Raw genomic sequence first — 24996 nt, 5'->3', positions numbered from 1 at the left:
CCTTTCGCTATCGAAGCGGAACAGCCAGCTAACACGAATTTCATAAAAAAAGGTCCGACATCTGCTTCTGCAGTATCGGACCTATTTCATAATCCCCCCCACATCAGTTAATAAGAAGTGTGGGGGATGCTCTTAACGGAGGTTGGCTGATAAGCGAAGAGAGCGAAGGGGTACAGAGAGAAGCGCCAGCGCTCGTATTTGGTTTGGAGAGATAACCTTAGATAATCCAATCAGAGCTCTCCAAACCAAGAACGATCGAACGTACCTTTCGCTATCGAAGCGGCGCAGCAGCCAACCTCCTGCTTTTTCCCAACTAACTCAATATCCCCGATACTTCTTAATAAACTGAACCGCCTTCTTAATATCTTCCTCCGGTGTACTGCCAACCTCGCGCTCAATCGTCAGATAGCCTTTATAGCCAATCTCCTGTAAAGCGGCAAAGTAAGCATCAAAATCCACCTGACCTTCACCAAGAGGCACTTCTAAAAAGGCCGCTCCCGAGGAGGCCATCTCCGCAATCTTCTCATGCGTCATCCCTTCATAGCCGAGGTAGCCATATACTTCCTTAGGATCAATAGGTCGGGTCTGCCTGCCGTCCTTCACATGCGTATGAACGATGTAATCCTTGAGCAGCTTTACACCTTCGACGGGATCATCGCCAGTCACCATGACCATATTGGCAGGATCGAAGTTGACCGACACTCCGTTTGTACTGAGAGAATCAAGGAAGCTCTTCAGATGGGCGGCGCGTTCAGGGCCGGTCTCGATTGCAAAATAGGCATTCATGCTCTTCGCATAGACGCCAAGCTCTTCACAGGCTTCCTGCATTGTGCTGTAAATAGAGCTGTTTACATCATCAGGGACGATGCCAATATGTGTGGTAACCACATCGGTGCCCAGCTCCACAGCGAGGTCTAGAATGCGCTTCGAGCGTTCGATCTTCTCACGGTTTGCTGCCGCATCCTGAAAGCCATGTCCGCCTAAATCCCCGCATAGTGCCGAGATTTCAAGCTCTAAGTCAGCAATATAGCTGCGCAGCTGCTTACGGTCTGTGCTTGTTAAGTTCTCAGGAGCCATTTCTCCAGAGACCGCATAGATTTGCACACCCTCTGCACCAACCTCTTTGGCCTTTACGAGACCACCCTTGAGTCCTGCTTGGAAACTATCCGATATGACGCCGATCTTATTTGTAAAAGACATACAGTACCTCCTTATCTACCTTCGTTCTAAAATTAAGTTTAGGGTTGGGGATTCAGTCCGCTAGATTTCAGACTTCGTCCCATATTCTTCTTACGTTGGCGAGTCCTGCTCTCGAACCCAATTCGCAGTCTTCCAATCCTTCGAATTCGAGGCTCAGATAGCCGTCATAACCAGAGGATTTGATCATCTTGATAATATCACGCATCGGAAGATCTCCTTGACCGGCGACTGCACCGCGTAAATATTGGCCTGCTGTAGAGGTGAAGAAGCCTTCCCCTGGATACTGCCCTGCCGGACGGACATAGAAGTCCTTGATATGCACAATGGAAGCATAAGGGAGGTTGTTCTTCACAGCAGCAATGGGCTGCTCGTCGGCACACAGGAAGTTTCCGATGTCCAGTGTTGTTTTGAAATTAGGCAGCCCTACAGCATGAATCAGCGCCTGTACACGGTCGCTTTGCTGGATGAAGAACCCATGATTCTCCACACTCGTCGTGATTCCATATGAAGCTGCATATTCTGCAATACGGCGGCAAGCATTCGCCAGCTGCTCCAAATGAGCATTGAAATTAGCGATGGATACATCCGGGGATGAGGCGACATCATGACGCATTAATTTGACGCCAAGCCGGTGTGCGATATCTACCTCTCGCTGCACTCTGGCGATCTCCTGTTCATAAGCATCCTGGTCATTCAGCAGAAAATTAGCACCGATCGCATAGTTAGATATTTCGAGTCCACGGGCAGCGGCTTTGGATACGATGGTATCAATCAGCTCAGGCTGCTCTGTGAGATTATAGCCGAGCGGAACAATCTCCACATGTTCTCCGCCATGATCCGCAGTGAAGTCAATGACATCTTCGACCGTCATTTTACCGCTGTTCAGTGCCTGATACAGGCTGTAAGTGCTGAGTCCGAGCTTCATAAGTACACTTCCTTCCCTGTGCTGGCAGATTCGTAAATGCCGCGAAGGATCTTCATAATCTCTACGCCGTCCTCAACTGGGCTGATCGGCTGCTTGCCCGTCTGTACACACTCTACAAAATGGTCAATCTCGCTCTGGAACGCTTTCTCAAACTGGAAGCCCTTGCTGTCGGTCTGAGGCTTGATGTTTATAATCGTATCGTTTTTCTCTGTAACAATGACGACTTCCGGATCGATTTCGAATCCACCCTTGTCACCATAGAGCTTAACAACACCTTCATTTTCTTTGGCATGCAGTGTGAAGCTCACATCTACAAGCAATGTAGCACCATTTTCAAACCGAATCAGTGCATTGGCCAAATCCTCGACATCATTACTCTCCGCACTGTAGTCTGCTGCTTTATAAGAGGATAGATTTTTGATATTGGATCGGTTGCCTAATTTGCGGTAGGTGTTGCCGCTGACGGATTTTACTTTGGGTCTGCCCATCATGTACCAGCAGAGATCAATGACATGGACGCCGATATCAATCAGCGGACCTCCGCCGGAGCGTCTTGAATCTGCGAACCAGCCGCCCGGATTACCGAGTCTGCGGATATAGGAAGCTTTGGCATAATAAATCTCACCGAATTCTCCGTTGTCTGCAAAAGCTCTAAGCATCTGCGCATTCGGATCGTATCTGCGGACAAATCCGACTTGAAGTATTTTGCCGGATTCTTTAACCGCCTGCTGGATCTTTAGAGCTTCTTCCACCGTCCGGCAGAGGGGCTTCTCCACGAGGACATGCTTGCCAGCCTTGAGAGCGGCGATGCTGATCTCGGCATGAGTATCATTCCAGGTACAGATGCTGACAGCATCGATCTCCTCATTGGCCAGCAGCTCGTTATAATCGCTGTAGGCGTGTGGAGCTCCGTATTCTTCGGCTGTTTTTTGTGCTCTGTCCAGATTCATATCACAGACCGCGAGAAGTGTTACATTCGGATTATTTTTATAAGGAGTTAAGTGATATTGAGAGATGCTGCCTGCGCCAATGACGCCAACTTTTAGTGTACTCATATGTAATTTCGTGCTCCCTTCAAGCTCTGTAATAGGATATACTGGATAGAAAGAACCGATCTTCACTGCAGACATTCTAAACGCTGAAATGCTAAGAAGTATGCGCTGTCAGCTTCATGGCTCAATCTATTCATGATTCACAACTATTGTATTTTGGGACCTATGAGAAAGCCATGCAGACGGATGCTGATTATTTGAACAATTGTGCGGTCAATGGAGGGGTGACATGCTTAGAAACGCTGCGTTGCGGGAACCTATGGACATGCCGGATCCACACTTTCCGATCAAGCTTCATCATTGTGAGTACAGAGAGAAGGGGCAGACGCTGTTCCCTCCACATTTTCACGAGCATATGGAGATTTTGTATTTTGTACACGGCGAAGCGGAAATCGAATGCAATTCGCAGGTCACTCATGCCAAGGCTGGAGACTTAATTATTCTGAACAGCAACGATCTGCACTATGGGATCAACTTGTCCGGTGATCTGCTGTATAATGCCCTCATTGCTGATTTTTCGTTGCTGCAGAGTCCATCGCCGGATGCGGTGGAGACCAAATTCATTACGCCGATGACACAGAATAATGTGATGTTCAGGAATCATATTACAGATGATGAGGAGCTGCGAGGTGCGTTTGAGCTGATCAAACACGAGTTCCGCAATAGAGAGCTGGGATATGAGCTTGCCATTAAATCCAGCATGTACCGTATGCTGACGATCCTGTTCCGTAAATATGTTGCTGAATATATGCCGCTGTCGGTGTTTAACAGCCGTACCAAGAATCTGACGCGATTTGCTCCGGTCTTCAAATACATAGAGGAGCATTATTTGGAGGAGCTGTCGGTAGAGCAGCTGGCCCGGATGGCCAATTTGTCGCGGTTTCATTTCAGCCGATTGTTTAGCGAGCTCACGAACAAGACAGTAACCGATTATATTAATCAATTCCGAATCAACAAATCGGAGTATCTGCTCCGTAACACGGAAATGACGATCTCGGAGGTCGCTCTTGCAGCCGGATATAATGATATTTCTTACTTCAGCAGAACGTTTAAGAAGTATAAGCACGTACCGCCCTCCAGCATTCGAGGTCAATAAAAACGAATAAACACTACGAATAGACTTAATATAGTTCGTAAATAACTGTGAACAAATCATGATTTTATTGACATGTCGTGTTAAATTCTTTAGAATACGAAATGCGCATCAGGTTAAAAACATAGATATGTATCCTAATATTTTGGTTTAAAGCTTATAAAATAGAGCTGTTAGATCCTAATGACGAATATAGGAGCGACATTTTAACAATCCTATAAGAGTAGATTAGGATTTTTTGTTTTTAGCACCGTATGCACAACTATGAAGGCTGGAGGCAGGCTATTCCATGGAAAGATGGTTCAAATTAAAAGAAAGAGGCACTAGTGTCTCAACCGAGATTATAGCCGGAATTACGACATTCTTTACGATGGTCTATATCGTGGTCGTCAATCCAGGTATTCTGAGCAGCACAGGAATGGATTTTAACGGTGTGTTTATTGCGACAGTCCTTGCAAGTATTGTGGCCACACTGATTATGGGATTATGGGCTAACTATCCAATTGTTATGGCGCCTGCCATGGGATTAAATGCATTCTTTGCATACAGTGTTGTAGCTGGCAGCGGCGTTTCGTGGCAAATTGCACTGGGTGCGGTATTTGTTGCAGGTATACTATTCATTATTCTATCACTAACTTCATTCCGCTACATGCTGCTTAATGCAATTCCAGAAAGTCTAAAGCATGCGATTACGGCAGGGATTGGCTTGTTTATTACAACGGTTGGACTGCAAAATGCAGGCATCATCGCAGCTTCCGAGTCTACGCTGATTACAATAGGGAATCTGTCCGAGCCTATGGCGTATCTGACAATCATCGGCCTGCTGATTACCGTTGTACTGATGGCTTACAACGTAAAAGGTTATCTATTCATCGGTATGGTGATTACCGCGATTATTGCCTGGATCATGGGACTATTCCAAATGCCGGAATCCATCGTGTCCCTGCCGCAGGGCTTCACGACTACTGCATTCCAGCTGGACATTGCTGGTGTATTCTCAAACGGTTTATATACGGTCATATTTACATTCCTGCTGATTACCCTGTTTGATACAACGGGCACAATGCTCGGTGTTGCTGAACAGGCAGGGCTGATGAAGGATGGGAAATTCCCGCGGTCCCGCGGTGCGCTGTTGGCTGATGCAGTCGGAACGACTTCGGGCGCATTGTTCGGAACAAGCCCGACATCGGCTTATATTGAGTCAAGCACAGGGGTTGCTGCCGGAGGAAGAACAGGACTCACGGCTGTAGTCGTATCCGTTCTGCTTGCATTAACCTTGTTCTTCTCACCTATTATTAGTGTAATCTCAGGTATCCCGGCTATTACATCGCCAGCGCTGATTATCGTCGGTTACTTTATGATCAACATTATTAGTAAGATCAAGTGGAATGATCTTGAGGAGGCCTTCCCGGCATTTCTTATTATCATTCTTACTCCGCTGACACATAGTATTGCAACAGGAATCGGGGTAGGGTTTATCTTCTATCCGGTACTCAAGCTGCTGCGCGGAAAAGGCAAGGATGTTCATCCGATATTCTACATCTTCGCGGTATTGTTCTTCATCCAGCTTGTCTTCCTGGATCATTAATCAATATAGAGATTTTAATAATTAGGAGAGCGCGTGTAATCAGGCTGCTCTCTTTTTTTAATGCTGAGGCAGATTCCTATAATATCTAATTTTTATATGAGTATAGAAAGAATTTACAGGGTATTCTTGGATGGTAAATTATGATAAGTTATTACCGAAAGCGCTTTCAGTATAGTCGAGCACGTTCTGCTGCGCTTGTATCATGACCTAAATTACATAAGGAGAGATGCAAATGGTATTGCACAAAAAGCGTTCGAAGAGCTTACTCGCACTTGCAATGGTTCCAGCACTTGTCATTTCTTTATTCACATCTGTTGCCTTTGCGGACAAGCAGCAGGAAGCAGAGCCAGTGGCCAAAAATAAACTACAGGCTTATGTAGATGACATGCAGCCCGGATGGAATCTGGGGAACTCCCTGGATGCCGTCGGAGCGGATGAAACAGCCTGGGGCAATCCGAAAATTACGAAAGAGCTGATTGAGGAAATTGCAGACCAAGGATATAAGAGTATTCGTATCCCAGTGACCTGGGACAGCCATATCGGTGAAGCTCCGAACTACACCATTGAGCCTGCTTATCTGGAGCGGGTTGAACAAGTTGTAGATTGGGCTTTGGATGAAGATCTGTATGTCATGGTTAACGTCCATCATGATTCCTGGTTATGGATCAGCCACATGGAGACGAAGCATGACGAAGTCCTTGCTCGGTACAACGCGATCTGGACCCAAGTAGCAGACCACTTCAAAGATCATTCCAACAAATTGATGTTTGAAAGCGTTAACGAGCCGCGCTTCTCCGACGGTGGAACGACAGATGAAGAGAAGATGTTCGATATGCTGAAAGAACTGAATTTGTCCTTCCACAGCATTCTGCGTGAATCCGGCGGCAAGAATGCAGAACGACCGCTTGTTCTATCAACCTTAGAGGCTTCGCCTACACAGGAGAGAATGGATGAGCTGTATGCCACAATTACAGAGCTGAATGATCCTAATATTATCGCAACCGTTCATTATTATGGATTTTGGCCGTTTAGTGTGAACATTGCGGGTTATACCCATTTTGAAAAGGATACGAAGAACGATATTATCCAAACCTTTGATAATGTCCACAATACGTTTGTTGCCAAAGGAATTCCGGTCATTCTTGGTGAGTATGGACTTCTTGGCTTTGACCAAAGCACGGCTGTAATCGAGCAGGGTGAGAAGCTGAAATTCTTCGAGTTCCTGACGCATTATCTGAATGAAAAAGATGTAACTCACATGCTATGGGATAACGGCCAGCATATGAATAGAACAACCTACGAATGGTCTGATCTCGACTTCTTCAATATGATGAAGGAAAGCTGGAAGGGACGGTCGGCAACGGCTGAGACTGACCTGATCTTTGTCGAAAAAGATGCGGATGTGAAGGATGCAAACATCCAGCTGGAGCTGAACGGCAATAAGCTGACGAAGCTGAGTGTGGACGGCAAGAATTTGAAGAAATTTAAAGACTATGTGGTAAGTGAGGATGTTCTTACGATCAAAGCAAGCAAGCTTGAAGAACTGACCGCTTCCGGTGAGTATGGTGTGAACAGCGTCATTACAGCTGAATTCAACAAAGGCGCAGACTGGAAATTCAGAGTCATTACGAACAGTACACCTGTGCTGCAGGATGCGGAAGGAACGACAGAGTTCTTCGCTATTCCGGTATCCTTTAACGGAGATCTGCTGGCAACGATGGAAGCGAAATATACGGATGGCACCGTAGCTGGTCCACAGAATTGGACCTCCTTCAAGGAATTCGAGTATACCTTCTCTCCTTCCTATGATAAGGGCGAAATCGTGTTGAAGCCTAACTTCTTCAATGAGACGAAGGATGGTGAGGTGGTTCTTACCTTCCATTTCTGGAGCGGAGAAGTGATCACTTATACGATTACGAAGAATGGCACAAGTGTAACAGGATCGGCTTCCTAAGATCATGAATTGAACATAAGGCCCTGGCATTCGCTTGCCGGGGCCTTATGTTTGTATGATATATGAGATGAGAAATATCCGTAGTCCTTGTCTTGCGTATTGAAGATGAACATTATAAATCTGCGCCTAAGCGGACTAGCGCTTTATCAGCGGCGGGCAACATTTCGTGTATAGGCTTCCGGCGTTTGACCGACAATGGCCTTAAAGTCTTTAATAAAATGGGACTGGTCGTGGTATCCAAGCGCAAGGCTCAGCTCAAGTGTATTCACCGTTTGTCCATGATCGAGCGCTTCCGCTGCATTTTGAAGCCGGTACAGTTTGATTACATTCTTCGGACTAATGCCTACATATTGTTTAAACATGCGCTGCAGTGTTCGTTTGTTCATATTAAACTGTTCGCATACATGATCCACTCTCGTAATTTCATGATGAAGCCGAATATATTCTGTCATTTGCTCTGTCAGATCGGTAAGCTTGTCTTCCGGGGGCAATAGGGACAATAGGGCATCATTCATACGGGAAATAAGCTCTAAGTGGTCAGACGCTGTGTTGAGAAACGTCGATTCCAGCTCTTCGCGGGGCACATTGAATATCTCATCTGCCGGAAGTGGATGATCGATCAGCCTGGATATAGACTGCCCATACCAAGGGAAGAATCCGCCTGGCTTAAATTTGATCCCGAAGACACGTCCTGTGGCACTCAGCTGATAGCTATATTTACGGGTTGCAGGCCCATAGAAAAAAGTGCGTCCTGATTCGATGACCAAATTGACACAAGGATTCGGAATGACCTCCTGAATATGGGTCTTGTCTTCAGCCAGCTCCCATTCCACAACCCAATAGTGCTTGATAAAATGCTGAAGCTCCCTACTGGGCAAAAAGCGTTCCAAGCGAAAATGCTCCTCGCCTTTCTCCAGGTTCATGATACCCATGCTAGGTTTCTGTGAGAACAAAAAGCTCATTTCAGCTTCGCTCCTGTCTGTCGCTTTTTTACAATACGCCTTCATGCTCAAGCTGTAATATCAAGTTATCAGAAGATCGAATGTTGATCTTGTCTTATTTTAACAAATTTTGGACAAAGTGAAGAAGGATATTGTCAAATACTTCGCTGTTCACGAGAAAGAGAGGGACTTAAATGGAAGCACTTCGCTATGAGCTGTATATTGGAGCATCACCCGAGAAGATATGGGACACGCTGTTCAAACCGGAAGGAACAAGGCAGATATTCTTTGGTTCGATCTTTGACTCTTCCTTCAAGGTAGGCGAGGGGTATCGATATGTCGGCCCTGGGAATGAAGGAGATGAAACGGTACACGTGTATGGTGAGGTACTGGCCTGTGAACCTGGCAAGTTGTTCAGCTGCACAGAGCATCCTGGACCAAGCTATGCGGAGAATCATGCGGAGCTCACGACTCGAATGACGTATACTCTTGAGATTGTAGGCGGCTGTACGAAGCTGACATTTGTGAATGATGAGTGGAGTGAAGGGCATCCCTCCTATGAACGAACGAAATCGACCTGGCCGATGGTTCTAAGCAATGTGAAAAGTGTAGCTGAGACAGGGAAGGCGCTGGACTTTGGTTTTTGAGGCGCTGTTTCTAAGTTCTGAGCAGAAATAGCGGCAAGGCGCTGTTCTCAGGTTCTGAACAATAATAGCGGCAAGGCGCTGTTTTCAAGTTATGAACGAGAATAGCGGCATGCAGCATCTCTATGAATGACTTGGAGATGCACATGCCGCTTTTTTTTATACAGCTTACTATTTCATTAGCTTATCAAACAATCGGATCACCTTGGAAGAGAACTCCTCCAGATTCATGACCGATTTATTCCGGCGATGATACCATTTTTTCACGGCATCAATGACCCAGAGCGGAACCTTGATTTCGTTAAACCGGGGATAAACATTATAGTAGGCCCATACTAAGTGATCCCAGCGCTGGTCGTCACCCTCCTTCACATATTCGGAGACATCGAGCACTTTGCCGCGTCCGTTCTGATTAACCACGTTCTTCAGATGGATATCCCGAGGGTTAAGGCCTACGCTTCTTACATACCTGCGAGCCTCTTCTACATCAAGGATAACCTGTTCCGGTACTGGAATTCCGAGGGTTATGCAGTCCTGAAGCGTAGGGCCATCTTCAAAGCTGAGTACCAGGTAATTCACACCGTCCCCATAACAAGCTGCAAAATACGGAGAACCCTTCAGCTTCGCATAAACTTCTTTTTCTATATTCTTCTTGTCTAAGGCCTGCTGTGAATAAATCTTGAAGGCATATTGAGGTAATTCCGGCATTATAAATACGGCGGCATCGGTACCAACACCGATGCATTCTAATCCATCTGTATTTCCTTCAATGCTGACCAGATCATTCTCCGCATTACCTATAATTTCGACCTGTCCAAGTAGGGAGTCGGCCTTGAGCCAATCCTTCCTTACTTCTTCCTGCTCAAATTCAGTACTCATGTCTGTTTGCCCCTTTAACGTGAACAACCCTGCCTTGTCTTCCATTATATGCAGGAGTGGCTTCTCATTGCTTTGTTCTTAGTACGCTCCATAATATGAAATGTTTCGTTAGATTCTGCGGGTTATGATAGAATACAATACAATAAAGCGATGATAGATTGCAAAGAAAGGCGTCTGATGGATCATGATAACAATGTATCCCCCGTGGTCCTATTCAGGATCACGAGCAGGTATGTTTAATGAATGCCTTCGTAAATATTATTACCATTATTACGGTTCACATAACGGTTGGAAGCCGGAGTCCGCAGATCCGGACCAGGTTCAAACCTACCGGCTGAAGCAGCTCAGCAGCCTGTATTTGATATTCGGGAACCTTGCACATCAAATGTGTGAATCGGTCATACGAAGCTGGGAGCGTAACAGAACAGTGCCGGAGGTACCCTTCTTACAGCAACGAATGCGAGACCTGTTGAACAAGGCCTATGTGGAATCCAAAGATATGAATGGATGGCATCTGAACCCCAAGTACCATACCATGCTGTCTGAAATGTACTATGACGAAGATGCCAAGCTTCAGAACCGAATTACCTCGATCAAAGCACGGATGGAGACCGTGGCTGGGAAGCTGTACGAGAGCAGGACGTGGAAGGAGATTCAGTCTGGCATTGCTCATATAATGGAGGTCGAGAAATGGGACCATATGATTCTGCACGATACGAAAGTATACGTGAAGATGGACGTGCTGTATCGCAATGAGAAAGGCCATATCGTTATCGTTGATTGGAAAACAGGGAAGGAAGACAATTTTACAGAGCAGCTATACTTATATGCTGCCTATGTTCACGAGCATTATAATATACCGTACGAGCATATTGAGCTGAGAGTAGAGTATCTGCTAACCGGAATTAGTGAGAGCTATCAGGCATCTCAGGCTGAAATTGATGAGGTCATCGCCAAGGTAGGCAGAGAGATCGAGGAGATGAAATCCTGTCTTGCCGATGATTACTACAACCGGCCGAAGGAAATCGGATATTTTACGCCAATGCCTTCGGAAAGAGTGTGCGGAGAATGCAACTTCAGAGAGATATGCAGCTACAGAGCAATATAAAATAACACGATAAGATTTAATTCTTATCGTGTTATTATTTTATATAGCGAAATAAGATTACTTAGAGATTAATATACAAGAGTATGTTATTATATTTTGAGGTTTGTTATTGTGGTATATTCCTTGGTTAATATGAATAATTAACTATTTTGTTATGATGTTGTTATGATGAATTGAGAGATGAGCTGCTAGTAAGAAGGATCGAGGAGGAAGGATGTATGGAGAAGAGCTTGGACTTGCAAGTCTGGCTGGAAGAGGTTGAATTCGAGCTTAAGAACAATATATTGGGCTTCTGGAAAGCACGGACGGTCGACGATACCCATGGCGGTTTTATCGGGGCGATGAATGCGGACGGTGAGATTGAACATGGAGCGGATAAATCGCTTGTTCTTAATGCGCGAATACTATGGACATTTGCTGCCGGTTACCGAAAATATGGGCAGGACGATGATCTTCATATGGCCGAGCGTGCGCTCGAACAGCTGAAGACCCATTTTGCAGATAAAGAATATGGCGGCTTCTACTGGATGATTCATCCGGACGGGACACCCTCAGAGGATAAGAAGCAGGTATATGGGCAGGCTTTTGTCATCTATGCACTCGCTGAATACATTCGGGCTACGGGCAATCGCGAACCGCTGCAGCTGGCAGAAGAGATCTACCGCCTGCTCGAACGTTATGCCTATGATCCGGTACATACAGGGTATGTGGAAGCCTTATCAAGAGAGTGGGGCGAGACAGACGATCTCAGCCTCAGCGGCAAGGATCTGAATGAACGCAAATCCATGAACACGCATCTGCATGTGCTCGAGGCTTATACGAATCTATACCGGATATGGAAGCCGGAGGGGCTGCGCCTGAAGCTTAAGGAGCTGATCGAAGTCCATTTGAATCTAATACTGGATGCGGAGTCAGGTCACTTCAAGCTGTTCTTTGATGATGAGTGGAATTCACAGTCTGCCGACGTCTCCTATGGACATGATATCGAAGGAAGCTGGCTGCTGTGGGAAGCGGCAGAAGTACTCGGAGACCGGGAGCTGCTGGACAAGGTTCGAGCTGCTGCGATCCAGATGGCTGTGGCGACGCTTGCGGAAGGTACGGACACAGATGGCGCCATATATAATGAGCTTCATGCAGACGGCAGACTGGATGACAGCAAGGACTGGTGGCCGCAGGCAGAAGCAATGGTCGGATATCTTAATGCCTATCAGATCAGTGATGAAATGCAGTACTTGTATGCCGCTCAGAACAGCTGGAGCTTTATTCGGGATTATATTGTTGATCGTACAGGCGGGGAATGGCACTGGCAGGTATTCCGTAGTGGTGAGCCTAACCGCAGACAGCAGAAGGTTGGGGCATGGAAATGTCCGTATCATAACAGCCGGGCTTGTCTGGAAGCGATCGAGCGTTTGGAATCGATTGTTAGATCACGCGCTGTAGTTTAGTGTTCTTTGCATAACAAATAAGCATAACAAATTAGGTGAAAACAGATCTTGGCGATAGCTAAAGATCTGTTTTTTTATGATGCTGTTGTATGGACAAGCCCTCCGCATAGGAAAGACTCTGATTATGATGCTCTCGATACTGCTTAGGCGACATGCCGACAACTCTAGTGAACAGAATAGAGAAATAATTGGGATTCTCGTAGCCGGTAATCTTGGCAATCTCCCATATTTTCATCTCGGACTGAACGAGGAGCCGGGTTGCTTCGCCCATGCGTCTCTGGATCATGTAATTAATTGGTGAAGTACCATAGGTGTTCTTGAAGATATGAGCAAGATAGTAGGAACTGATATTAAACTCGTCAGCAATCTGTTTGAGATTCAGAGCCTGTGTATAGTTCCCGTCGATATATTCCTTGATCTCGGTTGCGAGCTTGTTTTTGGTCAAGCTTTGAGCGGAATTTTGCAGTTTGAGCATGCGGTGTACAAGCACCAGAATGGAGCTCAGTATATGCCCTGCGATTTGTTCATATCCTTCCTCCTGCATGGAGGATTCCTCGAACAGCAGCTCCATGAGCGTCACCATCTCGCTCGAGTATTTGTTAGCACGAATCAGAGGATGGGCGTGGGGCGGAACAATATATTCGCGAGCAGAAGAGAAGCCGCAGTAGCAGATAAACACCGGATGCTCCTTGGAGGATTTCTCGGCGTGCAGAATGCCTTTGTTGTAAATAAGCACATCCCCTTTGGCCGCGTGATAGCTCGTTTCCCCTATAATAAAATCCCCTTCGCCTTCCTTAATAACGAGAATTTCAAACAGATCATCATGCTTGTGGCTTGGGAACTGCCAGTCTGGATTATTGCTTATGCTCCCGGCATATAACAGCTGCTCAGCAGGCGGAACAGTGTTCTTGTTCACCTTGATCCCTTCCTTCTGTGTCGATTGAATCATGGTTCACATCGTAAAGCCAAGTGAAACCTTCTGTCAAATAAAAGAACAAGATATATAACAAGGAAATAAAACCCAGCAACATGTTTAATTGTAGACTCCCTCTAATATCCGTATGCTGATAAAGGCGGATTTCAAACCATACACCGCACTATGAAATTATATAAAGATAGAGGGAGAGAAACATGTCTTACTCCAAGGAAAAAGGACTCGTCTTTTCTTTTACACTAATGGCATTTATCCTCGGTACGACGGAATATGTTATTGTTGGTCTGCTGTCAGATATTGCCCGTGATTTTGGCGTTACGCTCACGGCGGCGGGAATATTAGTATCTGGATTTGCCATGGCCTATGCTGTGGGTACACCAATTGTACTGAGCATCTTCGGTCGTTTCCCCAAGCGGATGCTGATATTAACCGGGATTACACTCATCATCCTGTTGAACATACTTAGCGCATTATCCGGTTCATTTGCATTCCTGATGGGAACAAGAATAGTCACAGCGATTCTGTGCGGTTTGTCCCTATCGCTGGCCATATCGGTAGCAAGTGATTATGTGGCCCCTGAGCGCCGGGGGCGTGCAATCTCTTACATTTTAGGCGGCTTTACCATTGCTAATGTGTTTGGGGTTCCGATCGGCACCTTCGTAGGACAGTTTTTTGATTGGCCTGCTACATTTATTCTTGTCAGCATTTTGGGCGTAGCAGCGCTGTTGTTAAACGCGGTGTATATTCCAAGAGGTATTCCTGTTGTGAAGGTATCCGCCAAAGAACAGTTTGTTCTGCTTGGGAATCCGCGGATCATCCTTGCTTTTCTGATTCCAGCCTGCGGGACGGCAGCTATATTTGTAGTATATACGTATATTGAACCGATTATGGGCGAGGTCATGGGTCTTCCAAAGGCTTGGTTCAGTGTTATTCTGTTCATATATGGACTCGTTACCATCGTAAGTAATTATATTGGGGGCCGAGTCGCGACGGGAGATTACATGGGTAAGCTGAGGATCGTCTTTATGGTTCAGGCGGCACTTTTTGTTCTGTTCGGATTGCTTGCCTCGGTGCCTGTTGCCGGGCTGCTGAGCCTGATTATGATTGCACTGGTCTCTTATGTACTGAATGCATCTACACAGCTGTATCTTATTGATCTCGCTCGCCGATACGTGCCTCGGGCAAAAGATTTTGCGACTTCTCTGATGCCGGTTGCGAATAATACCGGGATCGCAGTAGGCTCCTTTATTGGGGGGCTGGTTGTGCAGAGCAGCGGACTTGCCGCTCTTCCGTGGCTGGCGCTTGCATTCACGGTTGCCGCCTTTGTTATTACAGCATTCTCTTATCAGCTCGACCGGAAGCAAAAGGCAGAAGTGCAGGATGAGCTTGCACCGATTCATACCTGATATTTGAACAAAAGCAAAAGCAGCGCCTGCCTACTCTTGAACTTGAGTAGGCAGGCGCTGTTTTCTTTTTTATATGAATAGAAGTTTAGGTGTTATCAATCATCGCCTTCGAAGGATCTGGGCTGCAGACGAGTTAGTTGGTTACTGCGGTTCTTAATGCTTCGTCTGCTGAGACGAAGGGATACCCGAGATCTCTCGCGACGGCCTCATACGTAACCTGGCCTTTAAATACATTCAGACCTGTAAGAATGGCCTTATCCAGCTTCATCGCTTGGAGAGCACCAAGATTAGCCAGCTTCAGCGCATATGGCAAGGTTGCATTTGTGAGTGCCAGTGTAGAAGTACGCGGCACCGCACCCGGCATATTGGCTACCGCATAATGCACAACGCCATGCTTCACATAAGTTGGATTGTCATGAGTTGTGATATGATCGATCGTCTCTACAATTCCGCCCTGGTCAATGGCAACATCCACGATAACCGAGCCGGGGCTCATATTCTTCACCATGTCTTCGGTTACGAGACGAGGAGCCTTAGCGCCAGGAATCAGCACAGCGCAGATCAACAGATCAGAAGATGCGACCGCTTCTGCAATATTTGCAGGTGTGGATACCAGGGTATGAATGCTGCTGCCGAAGATGTCGTCCAGCTCGCGGAGACGATTCACGCTAAGGTCGATGATCGTCACATCTGCACCAAGACCTGCTGCGATTTTGGCTGCATTCGTACCCACAATTCCTCCACCGATGATCGTAACCTTACCGCGGCTTACACCCGGAACTCCGGATAGCAGAATCCCTTTGCCGCCTTTGTTCTTCTCCAGCAGCTGAGCACCGATCTGAGCAGCCATTCGGCCAGCGACTTCACTCATAGGCGTCAGCAAAGGCAGGGCTCCGTTCACCGTGATCGTCTCGTAAGCGATCGCAATCACTCCGCTGTCCACGAGAGCTTTGGTAAGCTCAGGCTCGGCCGCAAGGTGAAGATACGTAAACAGAATAAGACCATTTCGGAAATATCCGTATTCACTGGACAGTGGCTCTTTGACCTTCATCACCATATCTGCTTTATTCCATACTGAGGCAACATCCGTCAGCTCAGCTCCAGCTGCAGCATATTCAGCGTCGGTAAAATTGCTGCCATTGCCGGCACCGGATTCCACGTATACCTGATGCCCCTTGCGTACAAATTCTGCCGCTCCTGCGGGTGTAAGGGCTACCCGGTTTTCATTGTTTTTAATTTCCTTTGGTACACCAATGATCATGCGAATCACCTCGTCGTTAGAGTAGGATATGAATGTCAACCGTGCTGATAGATTCAAGTTTTTATATAATTCAATGTCAGCTATACTACAATTCTATGTTGGATAATACCAAAATGCATCTTACTTTCTGTCTATAAATCATGTAATTCGCATAACAATATGTCATAATAGTCAAGTGTCATGGTTGTAGTTATGAATGTTAATGTAAGTATATTTCACATGGTGGTGAGTTTTCTGAAAAAATCACAATCTCTTACCATAAAAGAGGTCATGAACCGACCGATCTTCAAAAGAGCCCATATTGCTGCCGGAGAAAAAGGTCTCCATCGTCAGGTAGGCTGGGTTCATGTGCTGGAAATAACCAAGATTTCACCTTACTTGAGCAGAGGCGATCTCATCTTGTCTACTGGACTCTGGCTCAAATTTGAGCAGGAGCGGAAGGAGTATCTTCTTCAGCTCATCCAGAGTGAGGCTGCAGGTCTGTGTGTTGAATTCGGAACAAGCATTGATCATATCCCTGCGGATATTCTTGAGCTAGCGGATGAGCATGGATTTCCGATTATCGTATTTGACAAGCCTGTCCGTTTTGTAGAAATTACGCAGGATATTCACTCTTATCTTATTAACCGTCAGCATCAGCTCCTAAAGGATCTGGAGAATTATTCCCGCAAAATTCAGCAGCTGACGCTCCAAAGTACCGATGTATCCAGCATTCTCCGTCTGCTCCATGAATATTCATCCCAGCAGGTTGCGTATATCTCTACCCTTGAACATAACCAGTTCTATCCCAGTATAGAACCAGAAGTCGCAGCCGCAATTTCAGAGCTGTACGCCCATGAAGTAGAGCATCGAAGCCTGGGGAGTCAGGAATCAAACATTCATGCTGCACTCGATGAGGACACAACGATATTGTTCCAGCCTGTCGTTATTTTTGGGCAGGTATTCTCGGGGGTGGGCATTGTAACGAGAGAACAGCCGACGGAAGCAGCACCTCTTCTTCTGGATTACACGGTAAAAGCCGTAGCCACGCTACTGCTGCGGACTCAGTTTCTGGAGGAGAAAATGCTCCGTAATCAGAACGGTATTCTGCAGGATCTGCTCAGCAACCGGATTCATAATGAGGAGCAGGCACAGACGAGCATGGGGCTGCGTCTGCTGGTGAAGGGTCAATACCTGTTCATCGGCGGTGTGATGGAAATTGAGCATCGCTCCAAGAACGTTGCGGAGGAGCGAAAGGAAGCGGGGCATCAAGATATTATGGTGCTGCTCCGTTCACTGCTGAAGAAAAATAATGTACCTCATCTTGTGATGATGAAAATGAACCAAATTCATGTGCTCTGTGCCAAAGAGTCCATTACGAAGGATACGGAGCGTAATCTAATGCTTACACTCCAGACGATCACAGCGGATATCAGCCGTTTTGCTACCCATCAGCTTGAAGGTGTGATGATTCATGCCGGTTTTGGCAAAGCAAGAAGCAAGATGATTGAATCCTCGCGAAGCTTTGAGGAGGCTTATCAAGTCATTGAGGTCAGTAGAAGTGTGCCTCAGATGAACCCGTGTTTATTTTATGACAGATTGGGAGTCTATCAATTGCTAAAGGCTGCGCCGAACGAGTTTCTGAAGTCCTTCGTACAGGACCACTTAGGAGCATTGATTCAATATGATGAGAAGCACGAGCTTCAGCTTCTGTCGACGCTACAGGCCTATATGAATGCCTTCGGCTCCAAGCTGGAGACCGCTAAATCTCTATATATTCATAGACAAACCTTGTATAACAGACTGGATAAGCTGGAGGAGATTCTGGGAGAGGACTGGCTGCAGCCACACCGCCGAACGTCAATCGAAATGGCACTGCTCGCCCATGATATGCTTCAGCACAGCCGCTAGGGAAGCGGAGCGTACAATTTTTTTTCGTGTCAAAAAGAGCTTATATGATGGAGGAACCAACATGCTGCATATTGTGAATGGTGATATTGTCGCAGATAAATTGAAACAGTCTGGAATACAAGGCGAAATTCTGGTGTGGCGCGAAATCTACTCGTGCGGACCCTTGTTTGAGCATATGGAGGATGAGGTGAATTCCTCTCTGCGGGCAGAAGCCCTGGAACGCCTCCTTGGTATTCCAGCAGGAGAGTATATGGCCCAGTGTCGAAGTCAGGAGCTTGTGCTGAAGAGGCTCGCTGCATTTGATGAGGTGGTGCTGTGGTTCGAGCATGATTTGTTCGATCAGACGATACTTGCGTATCTGCTCCACTGGTTTCAACAGAATGACACGGTCCGTGTTAAGCTGAATCTGCTCAGCATTGGATCTTATCCTGGAATTCCATTGTTTCGAGGACTGGGACAATTATCTCCACCTGAGCTCCAAGCTTTATCCGGGACATGGCACCTGCTGAGCCGTGATGAGCTTGAGCTGGGAAGCGCGTGGTGGAGGGCGTATATCTCGTCCAACCCGAGTGAGTTAGCGCAGTTGCTGGAGAAGACCGAAGAAGAGACTTCGATTCTTCCATTTGCCAAAAAAGCCTTTACTGCTCATTTATCTAGACTTCCTTCGTTTCAAAATGGGCTTGGCTGTGTTGAGCAAGAAGTACTCAATACCTTAAAGAACGGCGGGAGAAGACCGCATTCGCTGTTCAGGGAGGTCGGAGATCGACTGCATCTTCTTGGCATGGGCGATCTTGAATTTTGGTCGATTCTGAGACGAATGGCTGCTGGTTCCGCTCCTGTGCTGCAATTGGCAGGAAGTGATCGCTTCCCGGATTATCAGTTCATCCCTGCAGGTTTTAAGGAGGCTGTACTCACCATAACAGAGCAAGGCGAGAAGGTGCTGGGCGGGAGCGTTCATTATATGCCGGACTCAACTGAAGAGGTATGGTATGGAGGGATTCCTCTGCATGGGGGGGTCAAGTGGGGCTGGAATCGAGTAACGGAGTCACTTGTGAAGCTGAAATAACGCGAATATGCAGATTGATGCCGAGCTGATACATCTCCAAATGAAGTATTACTGAACGAAAGCGGTCTGGAGCGCATTGCTCTGATCCAAATCTCGTCCTGATCCAAATCTTGTCCTGATCGCTCGAATAAATAAAAAAATACTCTCTCGAAAATCATAAGACCCGATACACAAGTCAGCTGTGAATCGGGTCTTACTACTATCGTTTCGATGAAGTTTACAGACTTCAAAATAGCGGCTCTACCGCATCATTAGAATGCCCAGTTGCCCTGCTTGAAGACTGCCTCTTCCTTGCCATCCTTCGTAATTCCGATAATGTCGAGCTCACCGGAACCGATCATGAAGTCGGTATGTGCCGCACTTGTGTTCAGACCGCGTTCACGCAGCTCCTCTGGAGAGAGCTCCGTACCGCCTTCAACACAGGCCGAGTAAGCACTGCCGATCGCCAAGTGACAGCTGGCATTCTCATCAAATAGTGTTTTGTAGAACAAAATGTTGGAGTCCGAAATGGGTGAATGATGCGGAACCAATGCCACTTCTCCAAGATAGTGGGAGCCTTCGTCCATTCCGACAAGGCCTTTCAGGGTTTCTTCACCTTTCTCAGCTGTAACCTTGGTTACGCGTCCGTTCTCAAACGTGAAAGTGAAGTTATCAATAATATTTCCGCTGTAGCTGAGCGGCTTCGTGCTGGACACAGTGCCGTTTACGCCTGTACGGAAAGGAGCGGAATATACCTCTTCGGTTGGCAGGTTCGGTACAAACCATACGCCTTTTGCATTCTCTTTGTTGCCGCCAAGCCATACATGGTTCTCAGGCAGATCGAGCTTAAGATCGGTTCCTGGACCAATGAAATGAAGCTGCTTGTACTGCTTGTCGTTCAGATAGCTTGATTTTTCTTTTAGAGTAGCAACATGCTTCTCCCAGGCAGCAACCGGATCCGGCTGATCGGCACGAACCATTTGGAAGATCGCGTCCCACAGCTTCGCCACAGCCTCTTCCTCCGGCACATCAGGGAACACCTTGGTTGCCCATCCTGCAGAAGGAGCTGCTCCGAGTGTCCAGCTTACCTTGAAGGATTGCGTCAGCTGGCGGAAACGGGTAAGGGCATTGCTTGCTGTCTTGTTAGCGTTAATGATTTTTTGTGATGACACACCTGCTAACAGATCTGGATCATCCGATTTGATCGTAATAAAGGCAGCCCCATTCTCGGCCTGCTCGATCCGTTCTGCTGCAGCATGCGTAGGAACATCCAGGAACGACTCCTCAGATCCCATGTCATATTGAATTCGGGATACGGCATCATCTGACCAGTTGACTTTGACTTTATACGCACCGGCTTCGTACGATTTTTGGACAATGGCACGAGCAAGCTCAGGAAAATCAATCGAAATATTGAGCACGACGGTTTGTCCTTGTTGTACATTGACACCGACCTTAACGAGCAGCTCGGCATAGTTATTGAGTTTGGTTTGAAAGTCCATATTGAAATATCCTCCTTATTCCTGCCTGGTAAAAATGGTTCTCTTCTAGTGTACTGCTAATTCTCTCGAAATCAAAATAAAGATGCTTGTAGAGCCATGTACGCCCTAATTTGATATGATGAATCAAAGTAATGAGAAGGAAATTGATTTCGTGTCAGGAGGCTGTATTTGTGTATGAGTAACCAACCAGCACGTGAATTCCGAATTGATCTTAATTGCGATCTGGGGGAGGGATATGGAGTGTATCCTTCATCCTCTGATGCCCAGATCATGAAATACATAACGAGCGCAAACATTGCCTGCGGCTATCATGCGGGGGACCCAGGGAAGATGAGAGAGGCTGTTCAACTGGCATTAGCTCATGGAGTTGCAATTGGGGCGCACCCAGGTCTGCCGGATCTCATCGGCTTTGGCAGAAGAGAAATGGCAGTGACGCCTCAGGAGGTATACGAGCTGACCTTGTACCAGATCGGTGCGCTGACTGCGATTGCTAAGGCAGAAGGTGCCGTACTGTCTCATGTGAAGCCTCATGGAGCGCTGTACAATATGGCCGCTGAGCGGGAACCGATCGCAAGAGCCATTGCGGAAGCGGTGTATCGTGTGGATTCGAGTCTGATTCTGTTCGGGCTGGCAGGAAGCCATTCCATTCATACCGCAGAGGAAGTCGGTATCAGAACAGCGAGTGAGGTCTTTGCTGACCGTACCTATGAAGCGGGGGGGACGTTGACCCCGAGGCATATTAAGGGAGCAGTCATTCACGATTCTTCCACTTGTGTGCGGCAGGCACTGCGGATGATACAATCCGGGGAAGTCATTTCACGGGAAGGAACCCCCATTAAGATCAAGGCTGACACATTATGTATTCATGGCGACACACCGGAGGCAATCGAGCATGCTTTGCAATTAAGGGAGGCTTTTGACATACAGGGAATCAAGGTCCGAAGAATGGGGGAGCGGTAAATGAACCAGTATCCGGCCCGGCTAACAGAGCCAAAAATGGTCTCGATGGGTGATTCAGCAATCCTTATTGCATTTGATCAAAGAATTGATCCCGTTATTCACGAGCAAGTGCGTACATGCTTGATCCAGCTGGAGGCGCAGCCTTTTCCCGGCATGCTTGAATGTGTACCTGCATTTTCTAGCATTACCGTTCATTACGACCCTATCGTCGTAATGCGTGACACAAGTGGGGCATTTAAGTCTGAGCCTCTATATGACGAGGGGTTCGGCCCAAGTGGGAAGTATATTTCCCCATCACAGCGGGTTAGGAGCTATGTTAAGGCTCTGCTCGGCAAGTCTGCTCCACTTCAGCGTGAAGAGCCAAGATTGATTACGATTCCCGTATGGTATGGAGGAGAAGCGGGCCCAGACTTGGAGCAGGTCTCACGTCATACAGGACTATCTGCTGAAGAAGTGATCCGAGAGCATACAGCTCCGGAGTATACGGTATATATGATCGGCTTCTCACCAGGCTTTCCTTATCTCGGCGGGATGAATTCGAGTATTACTGTACCAAGAAGAGTCACACCTCGCTTGCAGATCCCGGCAGGAAGCGTCGGTATTGGGGGCGGGCAGACAGGTGTGTACTCACAGTCTACGCCTGGCGGATGGCAGATTATCGGCAGGACGCCGCTGTCCTTGTTTAATCCGATGGAGAAGGAACCCTCCTTGCTTCAAGCCGGAGATCGGGTGAAATTTCGGGCCATAACGGAGAAGGAGTACGGTGAATCCATGAACGGTAATTTTCCATTTATTCAAGGAGGCGGTGAAGGGTGAGTATTCGTGTGATAAAGCCCGGGATGCTGACGACAGTACAGGACTTGGGCAGATGGGGATTTCAAAAATACGGTGTTCCTGTGTCAGGTGCCATGGACAAGGATGCGGCCAGAATCGCGAATATGCTCGTGGGTAATGAAGAGACAGACGCAGTGCTGGAGGTGACTTTATCCGGAGCTGAATTCAGAATGGAGCACTCGGGTCTGATTGCCATTTGCGGAGGGGACCTTAAACCGGTCATGGACGGTGAGGCCTTGCCGTTGTGGAGGCCGCTTTTTATAAACGAAGGAAGCAGGATCAAATTCAGAGGCCCCGATTATTCTAGCAAGAGAGGGTGCAGGGCCTACATTGCCGCTGCCGGGGGGATGGATGTTCCTGTTCTTATGGGAAGTCGGAGTACTTATGTAAGAGGTGAGCTGGGCGGTTATTCGGGCAGGATGCTGCAGTCAGGAGATACGATCTCCATTCATAAACCTGGAGTACGCAGTCGTTTGCTTGAGCAGATAATAGCTGATATAGGAGAGGAGCATAGCGGGTATGTTACAACATCTTGGTTCGCCGATCCGTCTCTTATTTATTCCCGAGTCAATGTCATCAGGGTCGTGGAAGGATATCATTATACATGGATGTCAGCGCGTAGTCAGAACAGATTTGAACAACAGAAATATGTAATTGAACCAAGCTCAGATCGGATGGGATACCGGCTTCGAGGCACGGAGGGCCCCTTGGAACTTCAAGGTGAACTCGAACTCCTCTCGGAGGGGGTAAGTGAAGGGACCATTCAGCTGCCGCCAGTGGGAGAACCTATTGTGCTGCTGGCTGACCGGCAGACCACGGGAGGATATCCGCGAATAGCGCAGGTCGCAAGTGTAGATCTCGGACTCCTTGCCCAGCTTCCTCCAGGAGCTCATCTGTCCTTTCGCCTCATCCGTGTGCAGGAAGCGGAGACCCTTCTGATTATGAAGGAGATCCAAATGAATCAGCTTAGAAATGCCATCCAATTAAAGATGCTCCTCGGTCACTAGACGGTTCCTTTTGTGTACATAGCTTATGATCATTCTCAGTACGGGAGGAACTGCAAAAAAAATAAACAGCAGACGGAACAACTGATAGACAGCAACGATGGACAGATCTGCACCGATCTCATGCGCCATAATACTCATTTGATCCATTCCTCCAGGGGCCAGGCTGAGCAGCGCAGTTGGAAGACTGACAGAACTAAACACAGACAATAAGAAGCTAAGTATTGCCGCGCCAGTGACAAGCAGCAGACTCGAAGTAATGGAAAGGGACAGAATTTTAAATCTCTGCGTAAACTGACCGGGCTTGAGCAGCAAACCAAGATATGCACCAATAAGCACTTGAGCTCCGTTAATAGCCGCAGGAGGCAGAATAGGGCCAATTAGACCCGTCATTTGCAGCAATGCGGTTCCGATCATGGGGCCGAGCAGCGGCGCAGTTGGGAATTTTAATTGCTTGGCTCCCCAAGCACACACAATACAGACCACAGCATACAGTCCATAGTTCAAAATAATACTTTGACCGCTGCCCATTATCGCAGCAGCTCCTTCACTGAGACCAGCACCATCTGAACCTGAATGCTCATGAGTCTGACCAATAATAGGGCTGAAGAGCAGGGCGGGAACGGATATGATGATGGTAAATAAACGAATGACCTGCATAACGGTAACGATCGTGACATTAACCCCTTTGGTTTCTTCCGCAAGGGTAACGACCTGGCTTAAGCCGCCAGGGATGCTGCCCATCAGCATCGTCAAGAAATCGGTTCGCGTCAGTCGGGACAAAATAACGGCCATGCCAGCACACAACAGGAGTAACAGCACCGTCATAAGGAGCATCGTCGGCAGATGCCTGGTAATTTCCTTAATCGCAGAGAGAGTGAAGGACAAGCCCATCGTATAGGCAACGATGATCATTCCTGTATTTCGCAGGGAGGCGTTCCACTCAAACTGGGCTGCCCATTTACTAGAGCCGATCAGTACAAATACCATTGGACCCAGCAGCCAGGAGAGCGGAATGTGAAGCAGAGCAAAAACCCAGCCGCCGAGTAGAGCAGTGAGCAGTGTTAGGCACAGGCGTGCCGTTTTATGCTTACGTAATATGCCTTGCATAGCGAAGATCATCCTATTCTATATTGGATTCATGGAGCGTAGGTCGTTCTTATATGTACATGATCCTGTTAAGCATACTACTCCTTGCTTACATTATGAAAGTTATTAATAAATTTAATCAGAGATTTATGTTAGCTGCAGATCATAATTAATTAAGACTCAATACCATTTTATTCAGGCGTTCAGATACAAGCTGACAATGATGCTAGCGTCAAAACAAT

21 protein-coding genes are annotated in these 24996 nt (G+C 47.2%); 12 read left to right on the top strand and 9 right to left on the bottom strand.

Annotated elements, in window-relative coordinates:
* Positions 1-318: 318 nt before the first annotated feature.
* The 3 genes from TCA2_RS14410 to TCA2_RS14400 form a co-directional block, all read right to left on the bottom strand.
* A complete protein-coding gene (locus TCA2_RS14410; protein ID WP_047912284.1) occupies positions 319-1200 on the bottom strand; it encodes a sugar phosphate isomerase/epimerase in 882 nt (293 codons plus the stop codon).
* Between the two features lie 67 nt (positions 1201-1267).
* Positions 1268-2125: a sugar phosphate isomerase/epimerase gene (locus tag TCA2_RS14405; RefSeq protein ID WP_047912283.1), complete on the bottom strand. Its 858-nt coding sequence runs from the start codon at positions 2123-2125 to the stop codon at positions 1268-1270.
* Positions 2122-3180 (bottom strand): Gfo/Idh/MocA family protein, encoded by a 1059-nt coding sequence (locus TCA2_RS14400; protein WP_047912327.1) that lies wholly within the window; start codon positions 3178-3180, stop codon positions 2122-2124. The genes TCA2_RS14405 and TCA2_RS14400 overlap by 4 nt, the downstream gene beginning before the upstream one ends.
* A gap of 226 nt (positions 3181-3406) precedes the next feature.
* Here TCA2_RS14400 and TCA2_RS14395 point away from each other — a divergent pair, with 226 nt between their 5' ends.
* The 3 genes from TCA2_RS14395 to TCA2_RS14385 all read left to right on the top strand — a co-directional run bounded on the left by TCA2_RS14395 (position 3407) and on the right by TCA2_RS14385 (position 7812).
* A complete protein-coding gene (locus TCA2_RS14395; protein WP_047912282.1) occupies positions 3407-4273 on the top strand; it encodes an AraC family transcriptional regulator in 867 nt (288 codons plus the stop codon).
* Between the two features lie 286 nt (positions 4274-4559).
* On the top strand, positions 4560-5858 hold the full coding sequence (locus TCA2_RS14390; RefSeq protein WP_047912281.1) for an NCS2 family permease: 1299 nt from the start codon (positions 4560-4562) through the stop codon (positions 5856-5858).
* Between the two features lie 232 nt (positions 5859-6090).
* Positions 6091-7812, top strand: coding sequence for a cellulase family glycosylhydrolase (locus TCA2_RS14385; RefSeq protein ID WP_047912280.1), 1722 nt, complete (start codon positions 6091-6093; stop codon positions 7810-7812).
* A 146-nt stretch (positions 7813-7958) separates the two neighbouring features.
* Here TCA2_RS14385 and TCA2_RS14380 read toward each other — a convergent pair whose 3' ends face one another.
* On the bottom strand, positions 7959-8774 hold the full coding sequence (locus TCA2_RS14380) for a helix-turn-helix domain-containing protein (RefSeq protein WP_047912279.1): 816 nt from the start codon (positions 8772-8774) through the stop codon (positions 7959-7961).
* A 173-nt stretch (positions 8775-8947) separates the two neighbouring features.
* Here TCA2_RS14380 and TCA2_RS14375 point away from each other — a divergent pair, with 173 nt between their 5' ends.
* Positions 8948-9400 (top strand): SRPBCC domain-containing protein, encoded by a 453-nt coding sequence (locus TCA2_RS14375; protein ID WP_047912278.1) that lies wholly within the window; start codon positions 8948-8950, stop codon positions 9398-9400.
* A gap of 168 nt (positions 9401-9568) precedes the next feature.
* Here TCA2_RS14375 and TCA2_RS14370 read toward each other — a convergent pair whose 3' ends face one another.
* Positions 9569-10276: a serine/threonine protein kinase gene (locus TCA2_RS14370; protein ID WP_047912277.1), complete on the bottom strand. Its 708-nt coding sequence runs from the start codon at positions 10274-10276 to the stop codon at positions 9569-9571.
* Positions 10277-10460: 184 nt separating this feature from the next.
* Here TCA2_RS14370 and TCA2_RS14365 point away from each other — a divergent pair, with 184 nt between their 5' ends.
* Both TCA2_RS14365 and TCA2_RS14360 read left to right on the top strand, forming a co-directional pair.
* Positions 10461-11384 carry a PD-(D/E)XK nuclease family protein gene (locus tag TCA2_RS14365; protein WP_274520936.1) on the top strand — a complete coding sequence of 308 codons (924 nt, stop codon included), beginning with the start codon at positions 10461-10463 and terminating at the stop codon, positions 11382-11384.
* Between the two features lie 218 nt (positions 11385-11602).
* Positions 11603-12829 (top strand): AGE family epimerase/isomerase, encoded by a 1227-nt coding sequence (locus TCA2_RS14360; protein ID WP_047912276.1) that lies wholly within the window; start codon positions 11603-11605, stop codon positions 12827-12829.
* A gap of 58 nt (positions 12830-12887) precedes the next feature.
* Here the strand turns inward: TCA2_RS14360 and TCA2_RS14355 are convergent, their stop codons facing one another.
* Positions 12888-13745 carry an AraC family transcriptional regulator gene (locus tag TCA2_RS14355; RefSeq protein ID WP_193746052.1) on the bottom strand — a complete coding sequence of 286 codons (858 nt, stop codon included), beginning with the start codon at positions 13743-13745 and terminating at the stop codon, positions 12888-12890.
* A 215-nt stretch (positions 13746-13960) separates the two neighbouring features.
* On the opposite strand from TCA2_RS14355, the gene TCA2_RS14350 reads away from it, so the two are divergent.
* Positions 13961-15169, top strand: coding sequence for an MFS transporter (locus tag TCA2_RS14350; RefSeq protein WP_047912275.1), 1209 nt, complete (start codon positions 13961-13963; stop codon positions 15167-15169).
* Positions 15170-15302: 133 nt separating this feature from the next.
* Here TCA2_RS14350 and ald read toward each other — a convergent pair whose 3' ends face one another.
* Positions 15303-16430, bottom strand: a complete 1128-nt coding sequence (gene ald / locus TCA2_RS14345; protein ID WP_047912274.1) for an alanine dehydrogenase — start codon at positions 16428-16430, stop codon at positions 15303-15305.
* A 270-nt stretch (positions 16431-16700) separates the two neighbouring features.
* On the opposite strand from ald, the gene TCA2_RS14340 reads away from it, so the two are divergent.
* A complete protein-coding gene (locus TCA2_RS14340) occupies positions 16701-18320 on the top strand; it encodes a PucR family transcriptional regulator (protein ID WP_238546394.1) in 1620 nt (539 codons plus the stop codon).
* A gap of 61 nt (positions 18321-18381) precedes the next feature.
* The gene (locus TCA2_RS14335) at positions 18382-19386 is read left to right on the top strand and encodes a DUF1835 domain-containing protein (RefSeq protein WP_047912273.1); all 1005 of its coding nucleotides are present in this window, start codon (positions 18382-18384) and stop codon (positions 19384-19386) included.
* 251 nt (positions 19387-19637) lie between these two features.
* Here the strand turns inward: TCA2_RS14335 and TCA2_RS14330 are convergent, their stop codons facing one another.
* Positions 19638-20867 carry an aminopeptidase gene (locus TCA2_RS14330; RefSeq protein WP_047912272.1) on the bottom strand — a complete coding sequence of 410 codons (1230 nt, stop codon included), beginning with the start codon at positions 20865-20867 and terminating at the stop codon, positions 19638-19640.
* 174 nt (positions 20868-21041) lie between these two features.
* Here TCA2_RS14330 and TCA2_RS14325 point away from each other — a divergent pair, with 174 nt between their 5' ends.
* From TCA2_RS14325 to TCA2_RS14315, 3 genes are read left to right on the top strand one after another with little or no spacing between them, the layout of a single operon-like run.
* A complete protein-coding gene (locus TCA2_RS14325) occupies positions 21042-21827 on the top strand; it encodes a LamB/YcsF family protein (RefSeq protein ID WP_047912271.1) in 786 nt (261 codons plus the stop codon).
* Positions 21828-22643, top strand: coding sequence for a 5-oxoprolinase subunit PxpB (gene pxpB / locus TCA2_RS14320; protein WP_047912270.1), 816 nt, complete (start codon positions 21828-21830; stop codon positions 22641-22643).
* A complete protein-coding gene (locus TCA2_RS14315) occupies positions 22640-23668 on the top strand; it encodes a biotin-dependent carboxyltransferase family protein (RefSeq protein WP_047912269.1) in 1029 nt (342 codons plus the stop codon). Before pxpB ends, TCA2_RS14315 begins: the two co-directional genes overlap by 4 nt.
* Here the strand turns inward: TCA2_RS14315 and TCA2_RS14310 are convergent.
* On the bottom strand, positions 23645-24775 hold the full coding sequence (locus TCA2_RS14310; protein ID WP_047912268.1) for an AbrB family transcriptional regulator: 1131 nt from the start codon (positions 24773-24775) through the stop codon (positions 23645-23647). The two genes, TCA2_RS14315 and TCA2_RS14310, sit on opposite strands and share 24 nt — an antisense overlap.
* Between the last annotated feature and the right edge of the window lie 221 nt (positions 24776-24996).

This window comes from Paenibacillus sp. TCA20, assembly GCF_000732325.1.
GTDB lineage: Bacteria > Bacillota > Bacilli > Paenibacillales > Paenibacillaceae > Paenibacillus > Paenibacillus urinalis.
This window is presented reverse-complemented; position numbering and strand designations above follow the sequence as displayed.

Excerpts from the sequence above, each read along its gene's own strand:
- TCA2_RS14410 (WP_047912284.1), bottom strand. The coding sequence starts at position 1,200 with ATGTCTTTTACAAATAAGATCGGCGTCATATCGGATAGTTTCCAAGCA.
- TCA2_RS14405 (WP_047912283.1), bottom strand. The coding sequence starts at position 2,125 with ATGAAGCTCGGACTCAGCACTTACAGCCTGTATCAGGCACTGAACAGC.
- TCA2_RS14400 (WP_047912327.1), bottom strand. The coding sequence starts at position 3,180 with ATGAGTACACTAAAAGTTGGCGTCATTGGCGCAGGCAGCATCTCTCAA.
- TCA2_RS14395 (WP_047912282.1), top strand. The coding sequence starts at position 3,407 with ATGCTTAGAAACGCTGCGTTGCGGGAACCTATGGACATGCCGGATCCA.
- TCA2_RS14390 (WP_047912281.1), top strand. The coding sequence starts at position 4,560 with ATGGAAAGATGGTTCAAATTAAAAGAAAGAGGCACTAGTGTCTCAACC.
- TCA2_RS14385 (WP_047912280.1), top strand. The coding sequence starts at position 6,091 with ATGGTATTGCACAAAAAGCGTTCGAAGAGCTTACTCGCACTTGCAATG.
- TCA2_RS14380 (WP_047912279.1), bottom strand. The coding sequence starts at position 8,774 with ATGAGCTTTTTGTTCTCACAGAAACCTAGCATGGGTATCATGAACCTG.
- TCA2_RS14375 (WP_047912278.1), top strand. The coding sequence starts at position 8,948 with ATGGAAGCACTTCGCTATGAGCTGTATATTGGAGCATCACCCGAGAAG.
- TCA2_RS14370 (WP_047912277.1), bottom strand. The coding sequence starts at position 10,276 with ATGAGTACTGAATTTGAGCAGGAAGAAGTAAGGAAGGATTGGCTCAAG.
- TCA2_RS14365 (WP_274520936.1), top strand. The coding sequence starts at position 10,461 with ATGATAACAATGTATCCCCCGTGGTCCTATTCAGGATCACGAGCAGGT.
- TCA2_RS14360 (WP_047912276.1), top strand. The coding sequence starts at position 11,603 with ATGGAGAAGAGCTTGGACTTGCAAGTCTGGCTGGAAGAGGTTGAATTC.
- TCA2_RS14350 (WP_047912275.1), top strand. The coding sequence starts at position 13,961 with ATGTCTTACTCCAAGGAAAAAGGACTCGTCTTTTCTTTTACACTAATG.
- ald (WP_047912274.1), bottom strand. The coding sequence starts at position 16,430 with ATGATCATTGGTGTACCAAAGGAAATTAAAAACAATGAAAACCGGGTA.
- TCA2_RS14340 (WP_238546394.1), top strand. The coding sequence starts at position 16,701 with ATGAACCGACCGATCTTCAAAAGAGCCCATATTGCTGCCGGAGAAAAA.
- TCA2_RS14335 (WP_047912273.1), top strand. The coding sequence starts at position 18,382 with ATGCTGCATATTGTGAATGGTGATATTGTCGCAGATAAATTGAAACAG.
- TCA2_RS14330 (WP_047912272.1), bottom strand. The coding sequence starts at position 20,867 with ATGGACTTTCAAACCAAACTCAATAACTATGCCGAGCTGCTCGTTAAG.
- TCA2_RS14325 (WP_047912271.1), top strand. The coding sequence starts at position 21,042 with ATGAGTAACCAACCAGCACGTGAATTCCGAATTGATCTTAATTGCGAT.
- pxpB (WP_047912270.1), top strand. The coding sequence starts at position 21,828 with ATGAACCAGTATCCGGCCCGGCTAACAGAGCCAAAAATGGTCTCGATG.
- TCA2_RS14310 (WP_047912268.1), bottom strand. The coding sequence starts at position 24,775 with ATGCAAGGCATATTACGTAAGCATAAAACGGCACGCCTGTGCCTAACA.